This window comes from Microvirga mediterraneensis (assembly GCF_013520865.1).
In the GTDB taxonomy this organism is placed as follows: Bacteria; Pseudomonadota; Alphaproteobacteria; order Rhizobiales; family Beijerinckiaceae; genus Microvirga; species Microvirga mediterraneensis.
The window spans coordinates 3,518,936-3,535,522 of the sequence record NZ_JACDXJ010000001.1; the positions used below are offsets into that span (position 1 = coordinate 3,518,936).

23 protein-coding genes and 1 tRNA gene are annotated in these 16,587 nt (G+C 61.7%); 14 read left to right on the forward strand and 10 right to left on the reverse strand.

What is annotated here, in order from left to right; all coding sequences use genetic code 11:
- Positions 1-42 precede the first annotated feature (42 nt).
- A complete protein-coding gene (locus tag H0S73_RS16545; protein WP_181053175.1) occupies positions 43-807 on the forward strand; it encodes a hypothetical protein in 765 nt (254 codons plus the stop codon).
- 102 nt (positions 808-909) lie between these two features.
- Here the strand turns inward: H0S73_RS16545 and groL are convergent, their stop codons facing one another.
- Positions 910-2,535 (reverse strand): chaperonin GroEL, encoded by a 1,626-nt coding sequence (gene groL / locus H0S73_RS16550; RefSeq protein ID WP_181053176.1) that lies wholly within the window; start codon positions 2,533-2,535, stop codon positions 910-912.
- 56 nt (positions 2,536-2,591) lie between these two features.
- A complete protein-coding gene (gene groES / locus H0S73_RS16555) occupies positions 2,592-2,906 on the reverse strand; it encodes a co-chaperone GroES (RefSeq protein WP_181053177.1) in 315 nt (104 codons plus the stop codon).
- Between the two features lie 232 nt (positions 2,907-3,138).
- Here groES and H0S73_RS16560 point away from each other — a divergent pair, with 232 nt between their 5' ends.
- Positions 3,139-3,351, forward strand: a complete 213-nt coding sequence (locus H0S73_RS16560) for an alkylphosphonate utilization protein (protein ID WP_181053178.1) — start codon at positions 3,139-3,141, stop codon at positions 3,349-3,351.
- 22 nt (positions 3,352-3,373) lie between these two features.
- Here H0S73_RS16560 and H0S73_RS16565 read toward each other — a convergent pair whose 3' ends face one another.
- From H0S73_RS16565 to H0S73_RS16575, 3 genes are all read right to left on the reverse strand, one after another.
- Positions 3,374-3,586 (reverse strand): SlyX family protein, encoded by a 213-nt coding sequence (locus H0S73_RS16565; protein WP_181053179.1) that lies wholly within the window; start codon positions 3,584-3,586, stop codon positions 3,374-3,376.
- Positions 3,579-4,334 (reverse strand): oxygen-dependent tRNA uridine(34) hydroxylase TrhO, encoded by a 756-nt coding sequence (gene trhO, locus H0S73_RS16570; protein ID WP_181053180.1) that lies wholly within the window; start codon positions 4,332-4,334, stop codon positions 3,579-3,581. Before trhO ends, H0S73_RS16565 begins: the two co-directional genes overlap by 8 nt.
- Positions 4,335-4,527: 193 nt before the next feature.
- Positions 4,528-6,054, reverse strand: a complete 1,527-nt coding sequence (locus tag H0S73_RS16575) for an amidase (RefSeq protein ID WP_246388988.1) — start codon at positions 6,052-6,054, stop codon at positions 4,528-4,530.
- A gap of 282 nt (positions 6,055-6,336) precedes the next feature.
- Here H0S73_RS16575 and H0S73_RS16580 point away from each other — a divergent pair, with 282 nt between their 5' ends.
- From H0S73_RS16580 to H0S73_RS16590, 3 genes are all read left to right on the forward strand, one after another.
- A complete protein-coding gene (locus tag H0S73_RS16580) occupies positions 6,337-7,059 on the forward strand; it encodes a Crp/Fnr family transcriptional regulator (RefSeq protein WP_181053182.1) in 723 nt (240 codons plus the stop codon).
- A 126-nt stretch (positions 7,060-7,185) separates the two neighbouring features.
- Entirely contained in the window at positions 7,186-7,470 is a 285-nt protein-coding gene (locus H0S73_RS16585) for a hypothetical protein (RefSeq protein ID WP_181053183.1), read from the forward strand.
- 150 nt (positions 7,471-7,620) lie between these two features.
- Positions 7,621-8,055 (forward strand): hypothetical protein, encoded by a 435-nt coding sequence (locus tag H0S73_RS16590; protein ID WP_181053184.1) that lies wholly within the window; start codon positions 7,621-7,623, stop codon positions 8,053-8,055.
- Positions 8,056-8,123: 68 nt separating this feature from the next.
- Here the strand turns inward: H0S73_RS16590 and H0S73_RS16595 are convergent, their stop codons facing one another.
- Together H0S73_RS16595 and solA are read right to left on the reverse strand one after the other, a co-directional pair.
- Positions 8,124-9,242, reverse strand: coding sequence for a branched-chain amino acid ABC transporter substrate-binding protein (locus H0S73_RS16595; protein ID WP_181053185.1), 1,119 nt, complete (start codon positions 9,240-9,242; stop codon positions 8,124-8,126).
- Positions 9,243-9,272: 30 nt separating this feature from the next.
- Entirely contained in the window at positions 9,273-10,412 is a 1,140-nt protein-coding gene (solA, locus tag H0S73_RS16600; protein ID WP_181053186.1) for an N-methyl-L-tryptophan oxidase, read from the reverse strand.
- 187 nt (positions 10,413-10,599) lie between these two features.
- On the opposite strand from solA, the gene H0S73_RS16605 reads away from it, so the two are divergent.
- The 9 genes from H0S73_RS16605 to H0S73_RS16645 all read left to right on the forward strand — a co-directional run bounded on the left by H0S73_RS16605 (position 10,600) and on the right by H0S73_RS16645 (position 14,878).
- Positions 10,600-11,079, forward strand: a complete 480-nt coding sequence (locus H0S73_RS16605) for a YidB family protein (RefSeq protein WP_181053187.1) — start codon at positions 10,600-10,602, stop codon at positions 11,077-11,079.
- Between the two features lie 227 nt (positions 11,080-11,306).
- The gene (locus H0S73_RS16610) at positions 11,307-11,546 is read left to right on the forward strand and encodes a hypothetical protein (protein ID WP_181053188.1); all 240 of its coding nucleotides are present in this window, start codon (positions 11,307-11,309) and stop codon (positions 11,544-11,546) included.
- A 147-nt stretch (positions 11,547-11,693) separates the two neighbouring features.
- On the forward strand, positions 11,694-11,993 hold the full coding sequence (locus H0S73_RS16615) for a hypothetical protein (RefSeq protein WP_181053189.1): 300 nt from the start codon (positions 11,694-11,696) through the stop codon (positions 11,991-11,993).
- Between the two features lie 113 nt (positions 11,994-12,106).
- The gene (locus H0S73_RS16620) at positions 12,107-12,370 is read left to right on the forward strand and encodes a hypothetical protein (protein WP_343058394.1); all 264 of its coding nucleotides are present in this window, start codon (positions 12,107-12,109) and stop codon (positions 12,368-12,370) included.
- A gap of 556 nt (positions 12,371-12,926) precedes the next feature.
- Positions 12,927-13,017 (forward strand) — tRNA-Ser (locus H0S73_RS16625).
- Positions 13,018-13,442: 425 nt separating this feature from the next.
- Positions 13,443-13,682: a hypothetical protein gene (locus H0S73_RS16630; RefSeq protein WP_181053191.1), complete on the forward strand. Its 240-nt coding sequence runs from the start codon at positions 13,443-13,445 to the stop codon at positions 13,680-13,682.
- Positions 13,683-13,731: 49 nt separating this feature from the next.
- Entirely contained in the window at positions 13,732-14,193 is a 462-nt protein-coding gene (locus tag H0S73_RS16635; protein WP_181053192.1) for a hypothetical protein, read from the forward strand.
- Positions 14,186-14,557: a hypothetical protein gene (locus tag H0S73_RS16640; protein ID WP_181052465.1), complete on the forward strand. Its 372-nt coding sequence runs from the start codon at positions 14,186-14,188 to the stop codon at positions 14,555-14,557. The genes H0S73_RS16635 and H0S73_RS16640 overlap by 8 nt, the downstream gene beginning before the upstream one ends.
- A 126-nt stretch (positions 14,558-14,683) precedes the next feature.
- Positions 14,684-14,878 carry a hypothetical protein gene (locus tag H0S73_RS16645; RefSeq protein WP_181053193.1) on the forward strand — a complete coding sequence of 65 codons (195 nt, stop codon included), beginning with the start codon at positions 14,684-14,686 and terminating at the stop codon, positions 14,876-14,878.
- A 105-nt stretch (positions 14,879-14,983) separates the two neighbouring features.
- On the opposite strand, the gene H0S73_RS16650 is transcribed toward H0S73_RS16645, so the two are convergent.
- The 3 genes from H0S73_RS16650 to H0S73_RS16660 are packed head-to-tail and all read right to left on the reverse strand — an operon-like array spanning position 14,984 to position 16,556.
- Positions 14,984-15,313 carry a hypothetical protein gene (locus H0S73_RS16650; protein WP_181052463.1) on the reverse strand — a complete coding sequence of 110 codons (330 nt, stop codon included), beginning with the start codon at positions 15,311-15,313 and terminating at the stop codon, positions 14,984-14,986.
- Between the two features lie 2 nt (positions 15,314-15,315).
- Positions 15,316-15,870 carry a hypothetical protein gene (locus H0S73_RS16655; protein WP_181053194.1) on the reverse strand — a complete coding sequence of 185 codons (555 nt, stop codon included), beginning with the start codon at positions 15,868-15,870 and terminating at the stop codon, positions 15,316-15,318.
- Positions 15,870-16,556 carry a glycoside hydrolase family 108 protein gene (locus H0S73_RS16660; RefSeq protein ID WP_181053195.1) on the reverse strand — a complete coding sequence of 229 codons (687 nt, stop codon included), beginning with the start codon at positions 16,554-16,556 and terminating at the stop codon, positions 15,870-15,872. The genes H0S73_RS16655 and H0S73_RS16660 overlap by 1 nt, the downstream gene beginning before the upstream one ends.
- Between the last annotated feature and the right edge of the window lie 31 nt (positions 16,557-16,587).

The window sequence follows — 16,587 nt, forward strand, 5'->3', positions numbered from 1 at the left end:
TGTCCCAAGCAAGGGGAAGAGCCAAAGTGCTCTTATAGGCCGATGAACAAAACGCTTATTTTGCTTGGAGCTTCCATCGTCACACTTGGGACGTTTTCCAGCGGCGCGCAGGCTCGGTTGGTCCGCTACGAGATCAACGGAAAGCACTACTCCTACAGCACGAACAACCACGCCCAGATGGCTGAGGCCAAGAAGCGGATTGCGGCAGCCAAAGCCGCGGAGGCCGCCAAGGCCAAGGCCGAGGCGGAAAAAGCCAAAAATCCACTTGTGGCGGCATTCGGCTCAACGACGCAAAGGGAAGCCTCGGAGGCCCATGAGCGGCTTCAGAAAATCCTGTCCGGACCGACGGAGTACATGGCGGTCTCCCAGTCCGCACGCGACCGCTCCGGTGATTCCGACAAAAAATCTCAGGATAAGCAGCCCGTGCAGGCGTCCGCCGCCAAGCCCCCTCAACAATCCGTGACGGTCGTCCGCGCGCCAGCGAAGCCGATCCTCGCCTCGGCCTCGGCCTCGATGGCATCCCTCGTGATTGCCGAGCCGGTCGACCCGCAGCGCCGAACGAAGGTGCAATCCATCTCCTTCGATATCCAGACCGGGATCAAGACGACGATCATGATCGACGGCACCATCGAAGAGGAGCCATTCGACAGCAGTGCCCTCACCTTCCTCGCTCCCGAACCGGAGCGAGTGAGCAGCCTGACGGCCTTCGTGAACCAGCTGCGTAAGATGGCGCCTGAGGACACGACCGGCTCCATCAGAACCAGCGTGGCGGAGCCGGAAGACACAAGGCTGATCCGCCATCGGTAAATTCCGGAGCGCCGTCTAGTCGCTCCTTTTCGCAGACCTTCCGTCCAAAGAAAACGGCGCCGCTCGCACGGCGCCGTTCGATTGTCTGATGACAGCCGGAGCTTAGAAGTCCATGCCGCCGGCAGGCATCGCTGGAGCGGCTTCCTTCTTGGGCTTTTCGGCGATCATGGCCTCTGTGGTGATGAGAAGGCCTGCGACGGAAGCGGCATCCTCAAGGGCGACACGCACGACTTTCGCCGGATCGATGATGCCGAACTTGTAGAGATCCCCGTACTCGCCGGTCTGGGCGTTCCAGCCGGCGGAGTAATCGGACGCCTCCGCCACCTTGCCGACGATCACGGATCCGTCCTCGCCGGCGTTGAGAGCGATCTGGCGGGCCGGAGCCTGGAGAGCGCGGCGCACGATCTCGACGCCGGTCTTCTGGTCGTCGTTGATCGGCTTCACCGTCTCGAGCGCCTTGAGCGCGCGCAGGAGCGCGACGCCGCCGCCGGGCAGGATGCCTTCTTCCACGGCCGCCTTCGTGGCGTGCATGGCGTCATCGACGCGGTCCTTCTTCTCCTTCCCCTCGATCTCGGTCGCGCCGCCGACGCGGATCACCGCGACGCCGCCTGCGAGCTTGGCCAGACGCTCCTGGAGCTTCTCACGGTCGTAGTCCGAGGTGGTCTCCTCGATCTGCGCCTTGATCTGAGCCACACGAGCCTCGATGTCGGCCTTCTGGCCGGCGCCGTCGATGATCGTGGTGTTCTCCTTCTCGATCACCACCTTCTTGGCGCGGCCGAGCATCTGCAAGGTGACGTTTTCGAGCTTGATGCCGAGATCCTCGGACACAACTTGGCCCTTGGTCAGGACGGCGATGTCCTCGAGCATGGCCTTGCGGCGGTCGCCGAAGCCCGGAGCCTTCACGGCGGCGATCTTCAGGCCGCCACGCAGCTTGTTGACCACGAGGGTGGCGAGCGCCTCGCCTTCCACGTCCTCGGCGATGATGAGGAGCGGCTTGCCGGTCTGCACCACGGACTCGAGCACGGGCAGCATCGCCTGGAGACCCGAGAGCTTCTTCTCGTGGATGAGGATGTAGGGATCCTCCAGTTCCACGCGCATCTTCTCGGCATTGGTGATGAAGTACGGCGAGAGATAGCCGCGGTCGAACTGCATGCCCTCGACCACTTCGAGCTCGGTTTCGAGCGATTTCGCCTCTTCGACGGTGATCACGCCCTCGTTGCCGACCCTCTGCATGGCTTCGGCCAGCATGCGGCCGACCTCGGCATCGCCGTTTGCCGAGATGGTACCGACCTGGGCGATCTCGTCGTTCGAGGTGACCTTCTTGGCATTGTTCCTGAGGTCCGCCACCACGGCTTCGACGGCCATGTCGATGCCGCGCTTGAGGTCCATCGGGTTCATGCCGGCGGCCACAGCCTTGGCGCCCTCGCGGACGATGGCCTGGGCCAGAACCGTCGCGGTCGTGGTGCCGTCACCGGCGCGGTCGTTCTGTTTCGACGCGACCTCGCGCACCATCTGGGCGCCCATGTTCTCGAACTTGTCGGAGAGCTCGATCTCCTTGGCGACGGTGACGCCGTCCTTCGTGATGCGCGGAGCGCCGAAGGACTTCTCGATCACCACGTTGCGGCCCTTGGGACCCAGCGTGACCTTCACGGCATCGGCCAGAATATCGACGCCGCGCAACATCTTCTCGCGGGCATCCAGGGCGAATTTGACTTCCTTAGCAGCCATTGTTCGTCACTCCTGATGAGACGTAACGATGTGTGACTCTGGTTGAGGGATCGGCCTTAAGCGGCCTTCTTCTGGGCGGCGGCCTGTTCCAGCACGCCCATGATGTCGCTCTCCTTCATGATCAGGAGATCCTCGCCATCGATCTTCACCTCCGTGCCGGACCACTTGCCGAACAGCACGGTGTCGCCGACCTTCACGTCGAGGGGAACGAGCTGGCCCTGGTCGTTGCGGGCGCCGGGACCGACAGCGATCACCTCGCCCTGCTGGGGCTTTTCCTTGGCGGTATCCGGGATGATGATCCCGCCCGCCGTCTTCTCCTCGGCGTCGATGCGCTTGACCACGATCCGGTCATGCAAAGGACGGAACTTCATGAAGCTTCCTCCAATGATATCAGCGTTTTAACGGCTCAAACGGAGCCTCTCCGGGCCTCCGCGGGCGATGATTTGGTTGGGCAAGCTTCACCGTTCAAGAGGAGCGTGAAAAAAATTTTAGTCCTCATGGGAACCGGGTGCCAGACACGCGCCTGAGGCCCGATTGGACAACAGGCGCACCAAGCAGCTATGCCCTTCCGGCGGGGCGCGAAGGCCTCGCAGGGAGAAAAGAATGGTTGTGAGGGACAGCAACGGGACCATCCTCAACGAGGGTGATTCCGTCCAGGTCATCAAGGATCTCAAGGTAAAGGGCTCCTCGACGACCTTGAAACGGGGCACCACGTTCAAGAACATCCACCTGACGGATGACGAAGGCGAGATCGAATGCCGGTCGGCTCAGATCAAGGGCCTGGTGCTCAAAACCGAGTTCGTGAAGAAAGTCTGATGCGGCTGCCCTGGCGCCGAGTTCAATAATGTGGTGGCGGTGGCTCGGACGCGGGGGAGCCGACCGCATTGTCCTCGACCTCCTGGACGCGGTCGAGCAGCTCGTTGAACTGCCGTCTCAAGCTGTCGATCAGCTTCCACTGGGCGATGACCGTCTGGTTCAAGTCCTCGATCACCTGGTCCTGATAGGCTGCTCGCACCTCGAGAGACTCGATGCGGGTCTCGAGATCACTCATCGGATTGCTCCCCCCTGTCCGGCTGCTCCACGAGACCATGTCCAAGCGCGATGCGCTCGTCGAACACGAAGCACCCGCCGTTCCAGCGGCTCTCAGCTTCCGGCACGTCTTCCAGATATTTCAGAATGCCGCCTTTGAGGTGGAACACCTCCTCGAAGCCTTGGGCCAGCATGTAGGAACTCGCTTTCTCGCACCGGATGCCACCGGTGCAGAACATGGCGACCTTCTTGTGCTGACCTGGATCGAGCTTGTTCTTCACGAAATCCTTGAACTCGCTGAAGCGCTTGATCCGAGGATCGACCGCCCCCTCGAACGTGCCCATCTCGACCTCGAAATCGTTGCGGGTGTCGAGCAGAACGATGCCGGGCTCGTCCAGGAGCCTGTTCCACTCGGCAGGCGTCACATAGGTCCCGACGCGGCGCAGCGGATCGGTCTGCGGATCGCCGAGGGTCACGATCTCCTTCTTGAGACGTACTTTCATCCGCCTGAACGGCATCTCGGCCGAGGTCGAGAATTTGAGTTCGAGATTGTCGAGGCGCCCCTTGAAGAGCGCGCCGCCCCGGAGCTCGACCATGAGATCGTCGATGGCCTTGTCGGTTCCGGCCACCGTCCCGTTGATGCCCTCATGGGCAAGGAGCAGCGTGCCCCGGATCTCGAGATCCAGGCAAAGCCGATGCAAGGGGTCCCTCAGCTCCCGGAAATCCGGCAGCGGAACGAACTGGTAGAGGGCGGCGACTTTGTACGTCATGGCGGCTGTTTATCAGCAGCGTTCAGAGGAGGAAACCCGCCAGTCTCGCCCTTAGTGTCGCTTCAATGGCCCTTCCCTCCCGCGTTTTTACGGTCTGGGGCCGGTGGTCTCGATAGGAAGGGTGCGGCGCTTGACAGAAGCGGATTGGCCGGCACACGGCCGGTCATGACCTCCGGGCGAGAGCCACCCCGCGCTACAGCGTCGGCCAGGGGCGCCTGTCCGCACACATCGTCTCCCAGGCCTGAGAGAGGCGCAGCACGCCTACATCGTCGAAGCGGCGGCCGATGATCTGGAGGCCGATAGGCAGGCCTGCCTTGGTGAAGCCTGCATTGACGGAGGATGCCGGCTGGTCCGACATGTTGAAGGCGACCGTGTAGCCGATATGCTCGAACGGCTCTTCGGGATTGTGGATGGGCGATGCGAGCTCCGCCGGATAGGCCACGCAGGGCGCCACCGGCGAGATGACGAAGTCGAAGCGGTGCGTCGCGGCGACGGCCGCATGGCGCATCACCATCATCTGGTTCATGCCGCTGTAGACCTCTGCGCCTGTCAAGTCCTTGCCGCCCTCCGCCCATTGCAGGATGTAAGGAAGGATTTTTCCGCGCTCCCCATCGCTCAGGGGGGCCATGTCCATCCAGGCGCGCTGGCGCCAGAAATCGTCGAGGCCGTCGAGCATCTCGCGGGTGATGAACGGCGGCACGTCCTCGACGATCGCACCGGCTTCCTGGAAAGCCTTTGCGGCGCTCTCGACGGCGTCTCGCACCTCCGGATCGAGCGGCATCCCGATCCCCGCCTGCATCATCACGCCGATCCTCAGCCCTTTCACCTCAATGTCGAGATCGAGCCACGGAAGATCCTGATACGGCAGGCTCATGGGGGCGCGCATGTCGGGTCGCGTGAGGCTTCTCATCATCAGGGCCGCGTCGCGCACGGTGCGGGTCATCGGCCCCGCCACACGCCCGTAATAGGTCGGGTCGATGGGAATCCGGCCAAAGCTGGGTTTGAGGCCGAACACGCCGCACCAGGACGCCGGCAGGCGGATCGACCCGCCGATGTCCGTTCCGATATGGAACGGCCCGTAGCCGGCTGCCGCGGCGGCGCCCGCACCCGCCGAACTGCCGCCCGGATTCTTCGAGAGGTCCCACGGATTGCGCGCGAGCGCATGGAAACTCGAAAGGCCGGAGGAGAGCATGCCGTAATCCGGCATGGTGGTCTTGGCGAGAACGACCACACCATCCTCCCGGAGACGTGCCGCGGCCGGCGCGTCCTCGGCTGCCGGGGTAAGTGGGCGCGCCGCCGTGCCGAGCGGCACCGGCGTTCCCTTGGTGGCGATGTTCTCCTTGATCGTCGCCGGAATGCCATCGAGCGCTCGCGCCTCTCCACTCATCCAGCGCTGCTCCGAGGCGCGGGCATCCCCAAGCGCCGCATCGGGATCATAGGCGTAGAGAGCCTGGAGCCGCGGTTCGCATGCATCGATGCGCGCGATCACGGCCTTCGTCACGTCGACAGGAGACACCGCCTTGCGGGCATATGCATCGAGAAGCTCGGAAGCGGACCAATCGGCCAGGTCGTTCGGGGTGCTGCCGCGCGTCTGATGCGAAGATGGTTGCGTACTCAATGCGAAAGTCTCCTGAAGGAATCGGCCTACAGCCATGCTGGAGTCTTCCATGGGACCGGTAAACCGGTTTTCCCTGCGATCATACGCATAGCCCCATGACATGAGCGCAGAGGCATGCTCCGAAATGGACGCGCGAAGTCTTCAACACGCTCTTTGGAGGCATGCCCCATCAAAGAACGGCACAAAGCGAAGCGCTCGCCGTTCCCTTGAGATCAAGCAGAGCTTCCACTCCGATACTGCTTGCCAGGAGGGCCAACCAGAGAATGCGAAACACCTGTTCATAAGGGCCCGCCGGCATTGCACATTTTTAAGTTGTGATATCAATATCATGGCGGATACCCGGTTGCCCTCATCCGGGAATCCTAAAAGCGGTGAGACCCTGCCATGAAGAATGGTACGAAGGCCGCCATACACCGGAGAAACCAGCTCCTCGCCGCTTTGGAGCCAGACGATTATTTGTTGCTGGAGCCCCATCTCGAAGTTGTCGACCTGCCGCGAGGGAAGGTCGTCTATCAGACAGGGGAACAGATCCGGCATACCTACTTCCCCCATGATGCGGTCATTTCCCTGGTCGCCGTTCTGCAGGATGGCGGCTCCGTCGAGATGGCGCTTTTCGGCAGGGAATCGGTCTTCGGCTTCATGAGCGCGCTGATCATGCACCAATCCTTCGGACGTTACGTCACCCAGATCGCCGGTACGGCATCGCGTATCGCTTTGGACCGCTTGCGGGACGTGATCGACAAGCGCGAGAGCATCCGCCGCTTGCTGTTCCGCTACACGGAAGCCCTTTTGGCGCAGACGCTTCAATCCGTTGCCTGCAACGCAATACACGGTGTGGAAGCCCGCTGCTGCCGCGCCATTCTGAGCACCCGCGACCGGACCGATAAGGACGACATCCCCCTCACCCATGAAATCCTCGCCGAGATGCTGGGAGTTCAGCGCTCGACGGTCAGCAGCGTGACGAGCACACTCCAGCGTATGGGGCTGATCAGTCAGGGCCGTGGAACGATCAGGATCACCGATCACGACGGGATCGAGGAGACGGCATGCGAGTGCTACCACGCGATCCGCCAAAGCTTCGAAAGGCTTCTGCCCGGCTCGCGCTGAAGTGAGAAACGCAGCAAATCGATCGAAAGAAAGATTTCTTCCGCTTCTGTCGGGTTCCCAACAGACGGGGTAACCCGACCTCAGTATTCTGAGGCTCTATTAACGCAAGTTAATATGAGGAACGAGATGAATGATACTAAATTTCAGAACGAAGAAAGGTATAGCAAGCCCCACCTTCCTAGAATGTATCCACCCACCATCCAGCCGTTACTTCAGTCCCTTCTCGCAACCCTGGCCGATATCGATTACGATTACGAACAGGAGCGTCAGAAACTCAGTAACACCTCCCCGGACACCAACCTCAAGATTCGCGCACTCGCACGGCTGAAAACGCGCCATTATGAGCGCCGGCAGCCCTATATCCAGCAACTCGCCATCCTGCAGAAGCAGATGATGGAATTAAAGGCGTAGTCAAACGTCTCCTTATACGGCGCAATCCAAACGCCAGGCGCCGCAACCAATAACAATTCTTTGGGGGCATCAGCACTCAACGAGGCAGTTCGCCAGGGTGCTTTCACAAGACCTGAGCACAGACCAACTGCTCATGAGGGATTGTAGCCAATGACTGAGGAAGAAATCGAAATCGTCGCAGAGGAGCTGGCCAAGATCGGTGGCGTGACTTGGTATCCAGGCCGCGAGAAGGGAACGCTGATGCGGGTCGTCTGCGACCGTTACCGCGATAGAGCCAGAGTGGCGATCCAGGCTCTCGACCGTTACAGGGCCGGACAGAAAGCCGCCCTTGAACAGGACAACAGGCAGGTCAGTACTCTATCGGCCAGCAACGAACCTCATGCACAGGCCCAAGACGAAATCCGGCCCGGTGTGACCGTTGTATACCGCCCGCCGGGAGATCGACGGGCCTATTCCTGCCGGGTCATCGAAATCGAGGGCAACCGGGCGTATCTTGCCCCCATTCTCAGGGCCTGCACCGACTGGGTCTCCATCGAGCACCTCGTCCCGGCGCGGGAACACGACAAGGCCGTCGCTCAAGAATAGCCAACGCCGGCCATAAGAGAGGGCGGCTCCCGACGGAACCGCCCTGTTATCCAGGCAAGCCTTCCCCCCTATTGGGTCAGTTTGCTGTACGTGCCGCCCTTCCAGACATTGATGTTGTACTTCGGGTTCTTGATGTCGCCCTTCTCGTCGAAGGTCACTGGCCCCAGGACGGTATCGACATTCGTATCGCGCAGGGTCTTGGCGACCGCTTTCGGATCCCTGCTGCCCGCCTTGGCGATCCCGCCGGCGATGGCCTGAACCGTCGCATAGGAAAACAGCGTAAAGCCCTCCGGCACGAAGCCGATCTTCTGGAACTGCTCCAGAGCTCCCTTGGCGGCATCGCTGTCGCGCCCGTCCGGCGGGAAGGTGAACAGGGTCCCGTCAGCCGCAGGACCGGCCACGGCGCCGAATTCAGGCGTTGCGATGCTGTCGCCCATCATCAGCTGGAACTTATAGCCCTGGTCGGCGGCCTGGCGCATGATGAGCCCCGCCTCCGTATGGTACCCGCCGAAATAGAGGAATTCGACGCCCTGGCTCTTGAGGCGGTTCACCACCGCCTTGTAATCCTTCTCGCCGGCGTTGATGCCCTCATAGAGCACCTCCTTGACCCCGGCGTTGTTGAGGGAGGCCTTCACGACGTCAGCGAGACCTTTGCCGTAGGCGCTCTTGTCGTGGAGGATTCCGATCTTCTTGGTGCCGTAGTTCTGCTTGATCCACGGCCCGATGAACTTTCCTTGCGCGTCGTCGCGGCCATAAAGGCGCATGATGGTCGACCAGCCCTGCTCGGCCGCCTTGTCGGTCATGGCGGGATTGCTGGAGGCCGGGCTCATCATCAGCACATCCGCCTCCGCATAGACCTCGGAGGCCGGGATCGAAGAGCCCGAGCAGGCATGGCCGTCCACGAACTTGATGCCGTCGGACACGATGCGGTTGGCGACGGCGACGGCCTGCTTGGGATCGCAGGCATCGTCATAGACGACGATCTTGACGGTCTGTCCGTTCACGCCGCCCTTCTGGTTGATGGCCTGCGCGGCCAGTTCGGCGCCGTTCTTGAGCTGCTCGCCGATGCTGGCGACCGCGCCGGTCATCGGGCCCGCCACGGCGATCGTGATGTCCTCGGCGCGAGCCAAGCCGGTCCCCGCCAGCAGGGCCAGGACGGACAGGTGACAGACATATCCATACTTCATGGCTGTTCCTCCAGATGGTGAATTGTTGTTTCAGGCCGATTGCGCGCTGAAGCGATCGAGCTTGAAACGAGAGATGTCGTTCGCGGGCGCTTTTCCAAGGGCGAGGTCGGCCAGCACCTCCCCGATCACGCTTGCGAATTTGAACCCGTGGCCCGAGCAGGGCGAGGCCAGAACGATTCGCGGATCGATCGATGACCGGTCGATCACGAAATCTTCGTCCGGAGTTCGGGTATACATGCAGGTCCGCATGGCCTTGAGCGGCCCGTTGGCATCCGGCATCGCCAAGGCGAACATGCGGCGGATATGCGCCTCGTCCTCGGCGCCTCCGTCCTGGGCAAGGTCGTTGGCCGACATGAGTTGAGCGCCTTTGATGTGGGACGCGGCCTTGACGCCCGTACCGGCGAAATCCGGGAAGCCGTAGCAGGCATCCTCCTCGGACTCGAAGATGAAAACCGGGCAGCGATCCGGTGTGTAAGAGGCCGGTCGCAAGGGCTCGAACCACCCTAGCACCTGACGAGTCACCTTGAGGTGAGGCTTTAGCTCCGGCGCGAAATCGCCGATCCAGGCGCCTGTCGCTACGATTACCGACCCGGCTTCGATCTCGCCGGCTTCGGTCCTGACGCGAACGCCCGAACTGATCGGCTCGATGGCGAGAACGCGCGTCCTCGTCCTGACCTCGGCGCCATGCCCCTGGGCCAATCCGACGAACTGCCGGATGGCGAGTTCCGGCCGGAGGAACCCGCCATCCGGCTGGTACAATCCGGTCCAATGAGACGGAACCTCGAAGGCGGGAAAGCGCCGGTTGATCTCAGCTGCGCTTAAAACCTCATGGTCGAGCTCGTGCAGCCGGGACGCCTCCAGGGAGCCTTCGACGACCTCACAGCCGGGATAACCCGCCTCGAGAACACCCGTGACCGTCAGAATGGTCTCTCCGGTGAGGTCCTCCAGCTCGCGCCACTTCTCCAGGGCCCGGCGGGCCAGCGGCACATAGGATGGATGCTCGAAATAGGAAAGCCTGATGATCCGGCTCTCCCCATGCGAGGAGCCCTTGTCATGGCCGGGCTCGAATTGTTCGATGCCGATCACGCGCTGCCCCCGGCGGGCGAGGTCGAATAGCGCGGCGCTGCCCATTGCCCCCAACCCTATCACCGCCACATCGAAGATCGCCATCGGTCTTACCTTTCAAGACACTCCCGAACACGGGCGCATACATTCCGCGGCAGGCAAAGGTTCGTCAATCCGACCATTCGGCCGGTTCCCGAGGCGTGATTTTCCCCAACCGGTGCCATTGAGACCCTGTGCATTGGAACTCTTTCGGGGCGGCCGCGATTCTCGTGCATCGGACGAGGAGGATTTCATGAGCCGAGGCTTTCCATCCATGACCGCCCTTTTGGGGCTTCTTGCCATCGCCGGCTACCAGAACAGGGACAAGATCGCCGAAATGCTGGGCGGCGCGACATCGAACAACAACCCCGCAGGCACGCCGGGAAATCCAGGCCAACCGCAAGGCAGTCCGGGAGGCCTAGGAGGTCTCGGCGGATTGCTGGGAGGGTTGAGCGGGCAGAACCCGGGCGGCATCCTCAACGGTGGCCTGGGCGAGCTGATCGACAGCTTCAGGCAGAGTGGCCATGGTGACGTTGCCGATTCCTGGGTGGGCACCGGCCCGAACAAGGAGGTCGCGCCGCAGCAACTGGAACAGGCCATAGGACCTGATGTCCTGGCGACCCTGACCCAGCAGACCGGCCTGTCCCGCGAGGAGCTTCTCGCTCGCCTGTCCAGGGAGCTTCCGCAGGCCGTCGACAAATATACCCCTGAGGGACGGCTTCCTTCCGCCTGAGCCGAAACTGCCGAACCATGAAGAACAGGTGCCGTCGGTCACGCCGACGGCACCGGCTTTCCGGGCCGGATTGCGCGTGCCTTACGGAGGAAAGCCGGAACTTTCGGACCTGAGAGCCGCGTCCGCTCTATCCTTTTTGACCATCCGCCTACCCCCATCGCCTCGTTCCCGACGGGCTGTAATCGGGTAGCCTGCCAGGGCTCGATTGCAAAGCATGGGAGGGGCTGATGCATACGGACCGCTTTGTCGTCTTCAAATTTCAGGACGAGTGGCTGGTCACATACGCGGACCGGGAGCAGTCGGCCTTCGCAACACGGCAGGACGCGGAACGATCGGCTTTCGATGCGGCCGATACGCTCGCGTCTCACGGCCATGCGGTGTCCGTTCTTATCATTCCAGATGCTACGGGCGACATCTCCAAGTCATGCCTTTCCGACATGAGGCCCGAGAAAAAGAGCCTGAATTGATCTGATCCTCTGTGCGGCCTCGAACCTTCCGGACAGCGCGTCCTCGTCTCATTCTCCTGTCATGACCTCGTGCAGCCGCTCGCTTGTCGGCCCGCATTGGATTAGGATGAAGCATAAGACTGGGTTCCTCTGGCCGGGATGTCGGCGATGCTGTGGGCGAAGAAAGCCGTCAGTCCTGCTGAGTGGGAGCCGACGCAGGAGCGGTTCGAGGAACTGTTCGTCAAGCTCGGAAGCCCTAAGCAGATGATGCTCGCCGCGGCGTGCGACCCGGGATCCGGCCAATCGATCCTCCTCGTGAGCCTCCCGAACACGGCGTATCTGGGCCTCTTCCCGGGCTTCGAATCCGTGACCGAAGACGCCCTCCCGTCGGAAGCAGCCCTGCTCGTGGGCCATAGCGACGAATTGCTCAAGCGGTTCAGATATCCGGCACGCCGGGTCGTACCCTGAGGCGATCCGCTCTTTTCCGTTGAAGTCCGAGCCTGAACCAAGCTTGGGCATTTGGTTGCCACAATTGGCTGCCAATGCCCGGGCTCGTTCGAGACTTCGAAGTGGAGAGCATCGTGACCGCAGCCCACGATTTGGACGAGATGGTGGACCTTCTTGCACTCACCCGGCCATACGAACGGTCGGCCGGCATGAACATGGCATGCAAGGTCGCGACATTGCCGCTTCGGGATGCCGTCACCTTGGTCGTCGAAGATTGGGCCGACGACAAGTTCAAGCAGTTGAGCGCCGTCATCGTCAGGCCGTCCGGCCCTGCCATCCGCAGCTTCGAGGAAATCCGGCATCTCTATGGGAAGGCGGAGATAAGCCCTGCCTCATGAGCGAAGCGATCCATCCCATGATGCCCGGCCTTTAGTCGTAAAGGCACATATTTCACCACTCGCTGCTCTTCCCTATCGGGCCCGCAGACGCTTTGATGGCATCCCTCACTGGTCGATGGAGGAACAGGGTGGAACTCGACGAAGCCAATTGCGCATGCCCGAAATGGTTTCCGATCTTCCTTTCAGGGATCGGACTGGCCAGTCTCGCCTTGTCCAACCTGTTCTGGTAGGAGCGCGGCCCTCGCTTCCGGTCTTTTGAAGCCTGTCTTTGATCCAGAACAATGCCGTAACGTCACTGCATGATAGAAACGACCCAAACCAAGGGGGTCTATCATGCACCCGTTTCATCAAGACCTTTGGTCTCTCGCCCTGGATGCCTTTCTGCTGATCGGCGCCACCGCCGGGCTCGGCAGCCTGGTGGCCGCTCTCGTAACCCTGCCCTGAAGCGCCAAGCCGCAGCCTTGGAAACGGGCAATTTAGGACCTTGACGAAAAGACCCTCTTCGCGTCTATTGCGCCACCTGCGAAGCGGGATCCCAGATCCGGCCGCTTCGCCCGGAGACGTGGCCGAGCGGCTGAAGGCACTCGTTTGCTAAATGAGCATACCCCAAAAGGGTATCGAGGGTTCGAATCCCTCCGTCTCCGCCATTTCCTTTTCTAAGCCCTCAACTTTCCTTGCAGAGCAAGGGTTTAAGAGAGCCTTGGCGGCCCTGACGTTGGACGTTCTGTTGGACGTTTTGAGGGTATGCCATGAGCACAGCCGCAACCATCACTTCTCGAACCCTTGAGTCGGTTCTGCCGCCAGGGGTCCCGCCGTCCTTCAAATCGGTCCTGAGCGCCGCCTATGTTGGCTCTGGCAAGAGGGCAATCCGGGCGGAGTTAGAGATGATCGACGGTCTGCCCGCCACCGTAATCCTGTCCCGTTGGACGATGGGCTGGTCCCACCGCTTCACAGATCTGCCGGGCGGTGACCTGTCATTCGAGAACGGCGAGTGGGTCCGGATCGGATCAGACGGAGAGCCCGTCATGCCATTGTTCGCCCTTCCCGCCCCTCTTGCATCCGGGAGGATGGGATGAGCCTGAACAAGCTGGAAATGGCCGGTCTTCAAGAATGCGCCCGATGGCCAGATGGGATGCACTTTCACTGGAAGCGGAAGACCATGGAAAAGCTGGCGGCGAAGGGACTTGTCGAGAAACGTGAGGGGTGCCGAAACGGCTGGACCGTGGCGCCTTTCACTGGCTGGGTTCTCACCGAGGCAGGCAAAGCCGCTCTCCCTTCCCCTATCGCTGCTGGGAGGATGGGAAATGAGTGAAGATCATATGTGCCCTCCTTCGGGCCAAGGCCCTCATCGGGAAAGCTCAATGGCTGGACAGGCTAGCCGCGAAGTCGCGCCGCCTCAGGATGTCGAGCAGTTCTCACGTCGCATCCAAGCTATCGCAGAGCGGTGGAAGGGGCTGAACGGCGGCATCTACACAATTCGGGCCATGGCGCTTGATATGGCCCATACCCTGATGGATGAGCACGCCCTTTCCATGTCTGAGCGAGATCAGGAGATCCAGCGGTTACAGGATAGCGTGGACCGGATTGCGGGCTCTTGGAAAGTCATTGATCAACTGCGCGTCATCAACAAGAACCAAGCCGAGCTTCTTGAGGGTGCAAGGGCCGAGAACGAGCGGTTCTATACTTCCCTCAGGAGCATAGCGCAGAATACGTGCTGCCAAGGCTGTCAGGAAGCGGCTCGGGTTGCTCAGTCCGCTCTTTGCGACACGGGCGATAATCCGCAGGTCTCCCGCAATCGCAGGGTTGGAGGTGGCTATGAGTGAGATGGTGGAGAAGGTTGCGAGGGCCATTTTCAGCACGAACTACCATCCTGACGATGGCGAGTTCGCAAGCCGCATGTTCGACAATGACGACCACCCGCAGGAGAAGCGAAGGGCCTACAGAGCTGCCCGACTAGCCATTGAGGCCATGCGGGAGCCGACAGAGGGGATGGTCGACGCTTGCGGAACGGGCGAGTGCAGGAAGTGGGCACGCGGGGTATGGGCTGAAATGATCGGCGCCGCCCTCCGCGTCAGCGATGAGCACCGGAACGGCGAAGATCCGAAGGAGCTGAGGGCGAAGCCTGCCAGCGCGACGGCTTTAGCCGGGACGCCCGTCCTTCCCCCTCTAGAAGGAACTAAGGAATAGCCGAGAACGAGCGGCAGCCACTATCCACTGTTTCCACAGCCTCCCCCCCACCCCTATTGCTAGGACTCGACTTCACTCCTGCTCAAGCGCCATGTTCCTTATTCGTTCTCGTTGAGTCGAATACGGATGAGCAGGCCCAAGAAGAACTCCCACAAGCTGACCGTCGAGCAGGTTCTCGATATCCGGTTACGCTATGCTGTGGGCGACAGGAGATGGACCAAGATCGGCCGCCTCTATGGCGTGAAGGCAGATGCCGTGCGGAATGCGGCTTTGGGCGTGTCCTACAAGGACCGGCCTATGCCGCCAGGGTGGAGATCGTAAAAGCCCCGCCAGCGTGAGCCGACGAGGCCTTTCAGGTGATGTGCCGCATCTCCTGGGAGGGCACGACATAGAGTCGGGAAGCTTGGCGGCAAGGGTGGATGGTCCCTACTCTCCCCGGTGCTGGATAACCTCCCGAAGCAGACTGTCCAGCCGGTCTCCGAGCTTCTCGATCGAGCCTGCCAGCCGTCCCTCAACCTCTCGCAGAACCTCTCGAGAGACGAGGCGCTCCGCCTGGGTGACCTGATAGGCATTCACGGAAGCCTGCAGGATGGCGATCTTCTCGTGAGCCTTGTCCGCTTTCTCCTCAGCCGCGGTAGCCCGCTTGTCGGCTTGGACGGCCTTCTGCTCTGCCTGGATCCAGAACCGTATGAGGGCGAGCGCAGTCCCTCCGATCATGAAGATGGTTGAGAGGTTGATGTCCCAGCTGAACTGCATTCTTAAGGCCCCACCTTTCGGGGCAGGACCGTCTCAGCAATGGCCCGCTCGGCAATGGTCCGAACGGCGTCGCCCGACCGCTTGGAGCCCGATGAACTGCCGAGCCAGTAGTTGATCACCTGCGTCATGGCCGCCCCGAGGACGCCGAGCAGGATGTTGGCGACGGTCGCCTGTCGTTCGTCCAGGGCGAGAGGCTGGGCTAGGACAAGGTACAGAGCCCCGCCGAACATCACCGTGACCAGGATCGAGACGAGCGGCGCTCCCCAGGAGATCGCCGAGCCGGTTTGCGCCAGGGTGATCGTCTGCTGCCGGGCGTCTTGCGCGTCCTGGATTTCCAGACGGAAGACCTCAAGGGCGGTCCTGGCCTGCTCGACAAAGACTTCGGCAAGCTTCGGATCCGCCTGGATTTGGGCCTGTGCCGCCTTCGGGTCATCTGTCCCAAACACAACCTTGGCGACATCGGCGACCTTGCCGGCTGCGGCGCCCGCCCTGTCGCCGGCGAACATGCCGATCAACTCGGGAGCGTATTGAAGGAGCAAGCCAATGATCGGTGACATCATGCCTTCTTTCCGAAACGGGCTTCCAGGAGGCCTTTGAGGGCAGCAAAAAGCCCGCCTGAAGTGGCGGGCTGGGAGACGGGAACCGGAGCAGGGTCGATGCCGGGAGGGGGCGGCGCTGGAGCGCGTTCAGAGCCGGGTGGTGGTGGCACTGGAGCAGGAGCGGCGGGCGCCGTGATCATGGCGCGCGCTTGCTGCTCTACCCCCACAATTCGCGAACGCCAGCCCTTGCCAAAGACCGGCCAGGTCGGAAGTGAGGAGAGGAACTCAAACCGAGACTTGGTCAGCTTCCGGACGAGATCGGCTGGCTGTCCAGCTCGCACCGCCGCCAGGGTCTGAGGGCCAATCACCCCATCGGCCTTGGTCCCAACCAAGGCCTGAAGATGCTTTGCAGCTCGCGCAGGACCCGAGAGCACAGCAAAGTCGAAGACTGCATAATCCAGGCCGGCTGGCAGATCATCGCCCTTCACTACATTCCAGTAGTTGGCTCGGTAGATAGCACCGGCCTCCTCTACGGTGAGGGCTTTGACCTCTGCCTTGGAGACCCTGCGCCCTCGCCAAGCACTTAGGGTTGTCAGCGTGATCCCTCGGTTGGTGGCGCCGCCCGGATCCTTCGGATGATCGACGTACCCGCCTTCGTGCTTGAGGACGAGCGAAAGCGCCCGCCCGAATGTCTCGGTGGTCATGATGTCCTCGTGATGTGGCATAGAAAAAGCC

Coding starts and splice junctions, on each gene's coding strand:
- H0S73_RS16560 (WP_181053178.1), top strand. CDS start 3,139: ATGGTTGTGAGGGACAGCAACGGGACCATCCTCAACGAGGGTGATTCC.
- groES (WP_181053177.1), bottom strand. CDS start 2,906: ATGAAGTTCCGTCCTTTGCATGACCGGATCGTGGTCAAGCGCATCGAC.
- H0S73_RS16655 (WP_181053194.1), bottom strand. CDS start 15,870: ATGTCACCGATCATTGGCTTGCTCCTTCAATACGCTCCCGAGTTGATC.
- H0S73_RS16640 (WP_181052465.1), top strand. CDS start 14,186: ATGAGTGAGATGGTGGAGAAGGTTGCGAGGGCCATTTTCAGCACGAAC.
- H0S73_RS16610 (WP_181053188.1), top strand. CDS start 11,307: ATGCATACGGACCGCTTTGTCGTCTTCAAATTTCAGGACGAGTGGCTG.
- H0S73_RS16650 (WP_181052463.1), bottom strand. CDS start 15,313: ATGCAGTTCAGCTGGGACATCAACCTCTCAACCATCTTCATGATCGGA.
- H0S73_RS16545 (WP_181053175.1), top strand. CDS start 43: ATGAACAAAACGCTTATTTTGCTTGGAGCTTCCATCGTCACACTTGGG.
- H0S73_RS16660 (WP_181053195.1), bottom strand. CDS start 16,556: ATGACCACCGAGACATTCGGGCGGGCGCTTTCGCTCGTCCTCAAGCAC.
- H0S73_RS16605 (WP_181053187.1), top strand. CDS start 10,600: ATGAGCCGAGGCTTTCCATCCATGACCGCCCTTTTGGGGCTTCTTGCC.
- H0S73_RS16565 (WP_181053179.1), bottom strand. CDS start 3,586: ATGAGTGATCTCGAGACCCGCATCGAGTCTCTCGAGGTGCGAGCAGCC.
- solA (WP_181053186.1), bottom strand. CDS start 10,412: ATGGCGATCTTCGATGTGGCGGTGATAGGGTTGGGGGCAATGGGCAGC.
- H0S73_RS16590 (WP_181053184.1), top strand. CDS start 7,621: ATGACTGAGGAAGAAATCGAAATCGTCGCAGAGGAGCTGGCCAAGATC.
- H0S73_RS16580 (WP_181053182.1), top strand. CDS start 6,337: ATGAAGAATGGTACGAAGGCCGCCATACACCGGAGAAACCAGCTCCTC.
- H0S73_RS16635 (WP_181053192.1), top strand. CDS start 13,732: ATGGCTGGACAGGCTAGCCGCGAAGTCGCGCCGCCTCAGGATGTCGAG.
- trhO (WP_181053180.1), bottom strand. CDS start 4,334: ATGACGTACAAAGTCGCCGCCCTCTACCAGTTCGTTCCGCTGCCGGAT.
- groL (WP_181053176.1), bottom strand. CDS start 2,535: ATGGCTGCTAAGGAAGTCAAATTCGCCCTGGATGCCCGCGAGAAGATG.
- H0S73_RS16645 (WP_181053193.1), top strand. CDS start 14,684: ATGAGCAGGCCCAAGAAGAACTCCCACAAGCTGACCGTCGAGCAGGTT.
- H0S73_RS16630 (WP_181053191.1), top strand. CDS start 13,443: ATGAGCCTGAACAAGCTGGAAATGGCCGGTCTTCAAGAATGCGCCCGA.
- H0S73_RS16615 (WP_181053189.1), top strand. CDS start 11,694: ATGCTGTGGGCGAAGAAAGCCGTCAGTCCTGCTGAGTGGGAGCCGACG.
- H0S73_RS16595 (WP_181053185.1), bottom strand. CDS start 9,242: ATGAAGTATGGATATGTCTGTCACCTGTCCGTCCTGGCCCTGCTGGCG.
- H0S73_RS16575 (WP_246388988.1), bottom strand. CDS start 6,054: ATGTCATGGGGCTATGCGTATGATCGCAGGGAAAACCGGTTTACCGGT.
- H0S73_RS16585 (WP_181053183.1), top strand. CDS start 7,186: ATGAATGATACTAAATTTCAGAACGAAGAAAGGTATAGCAAGCCCCAC.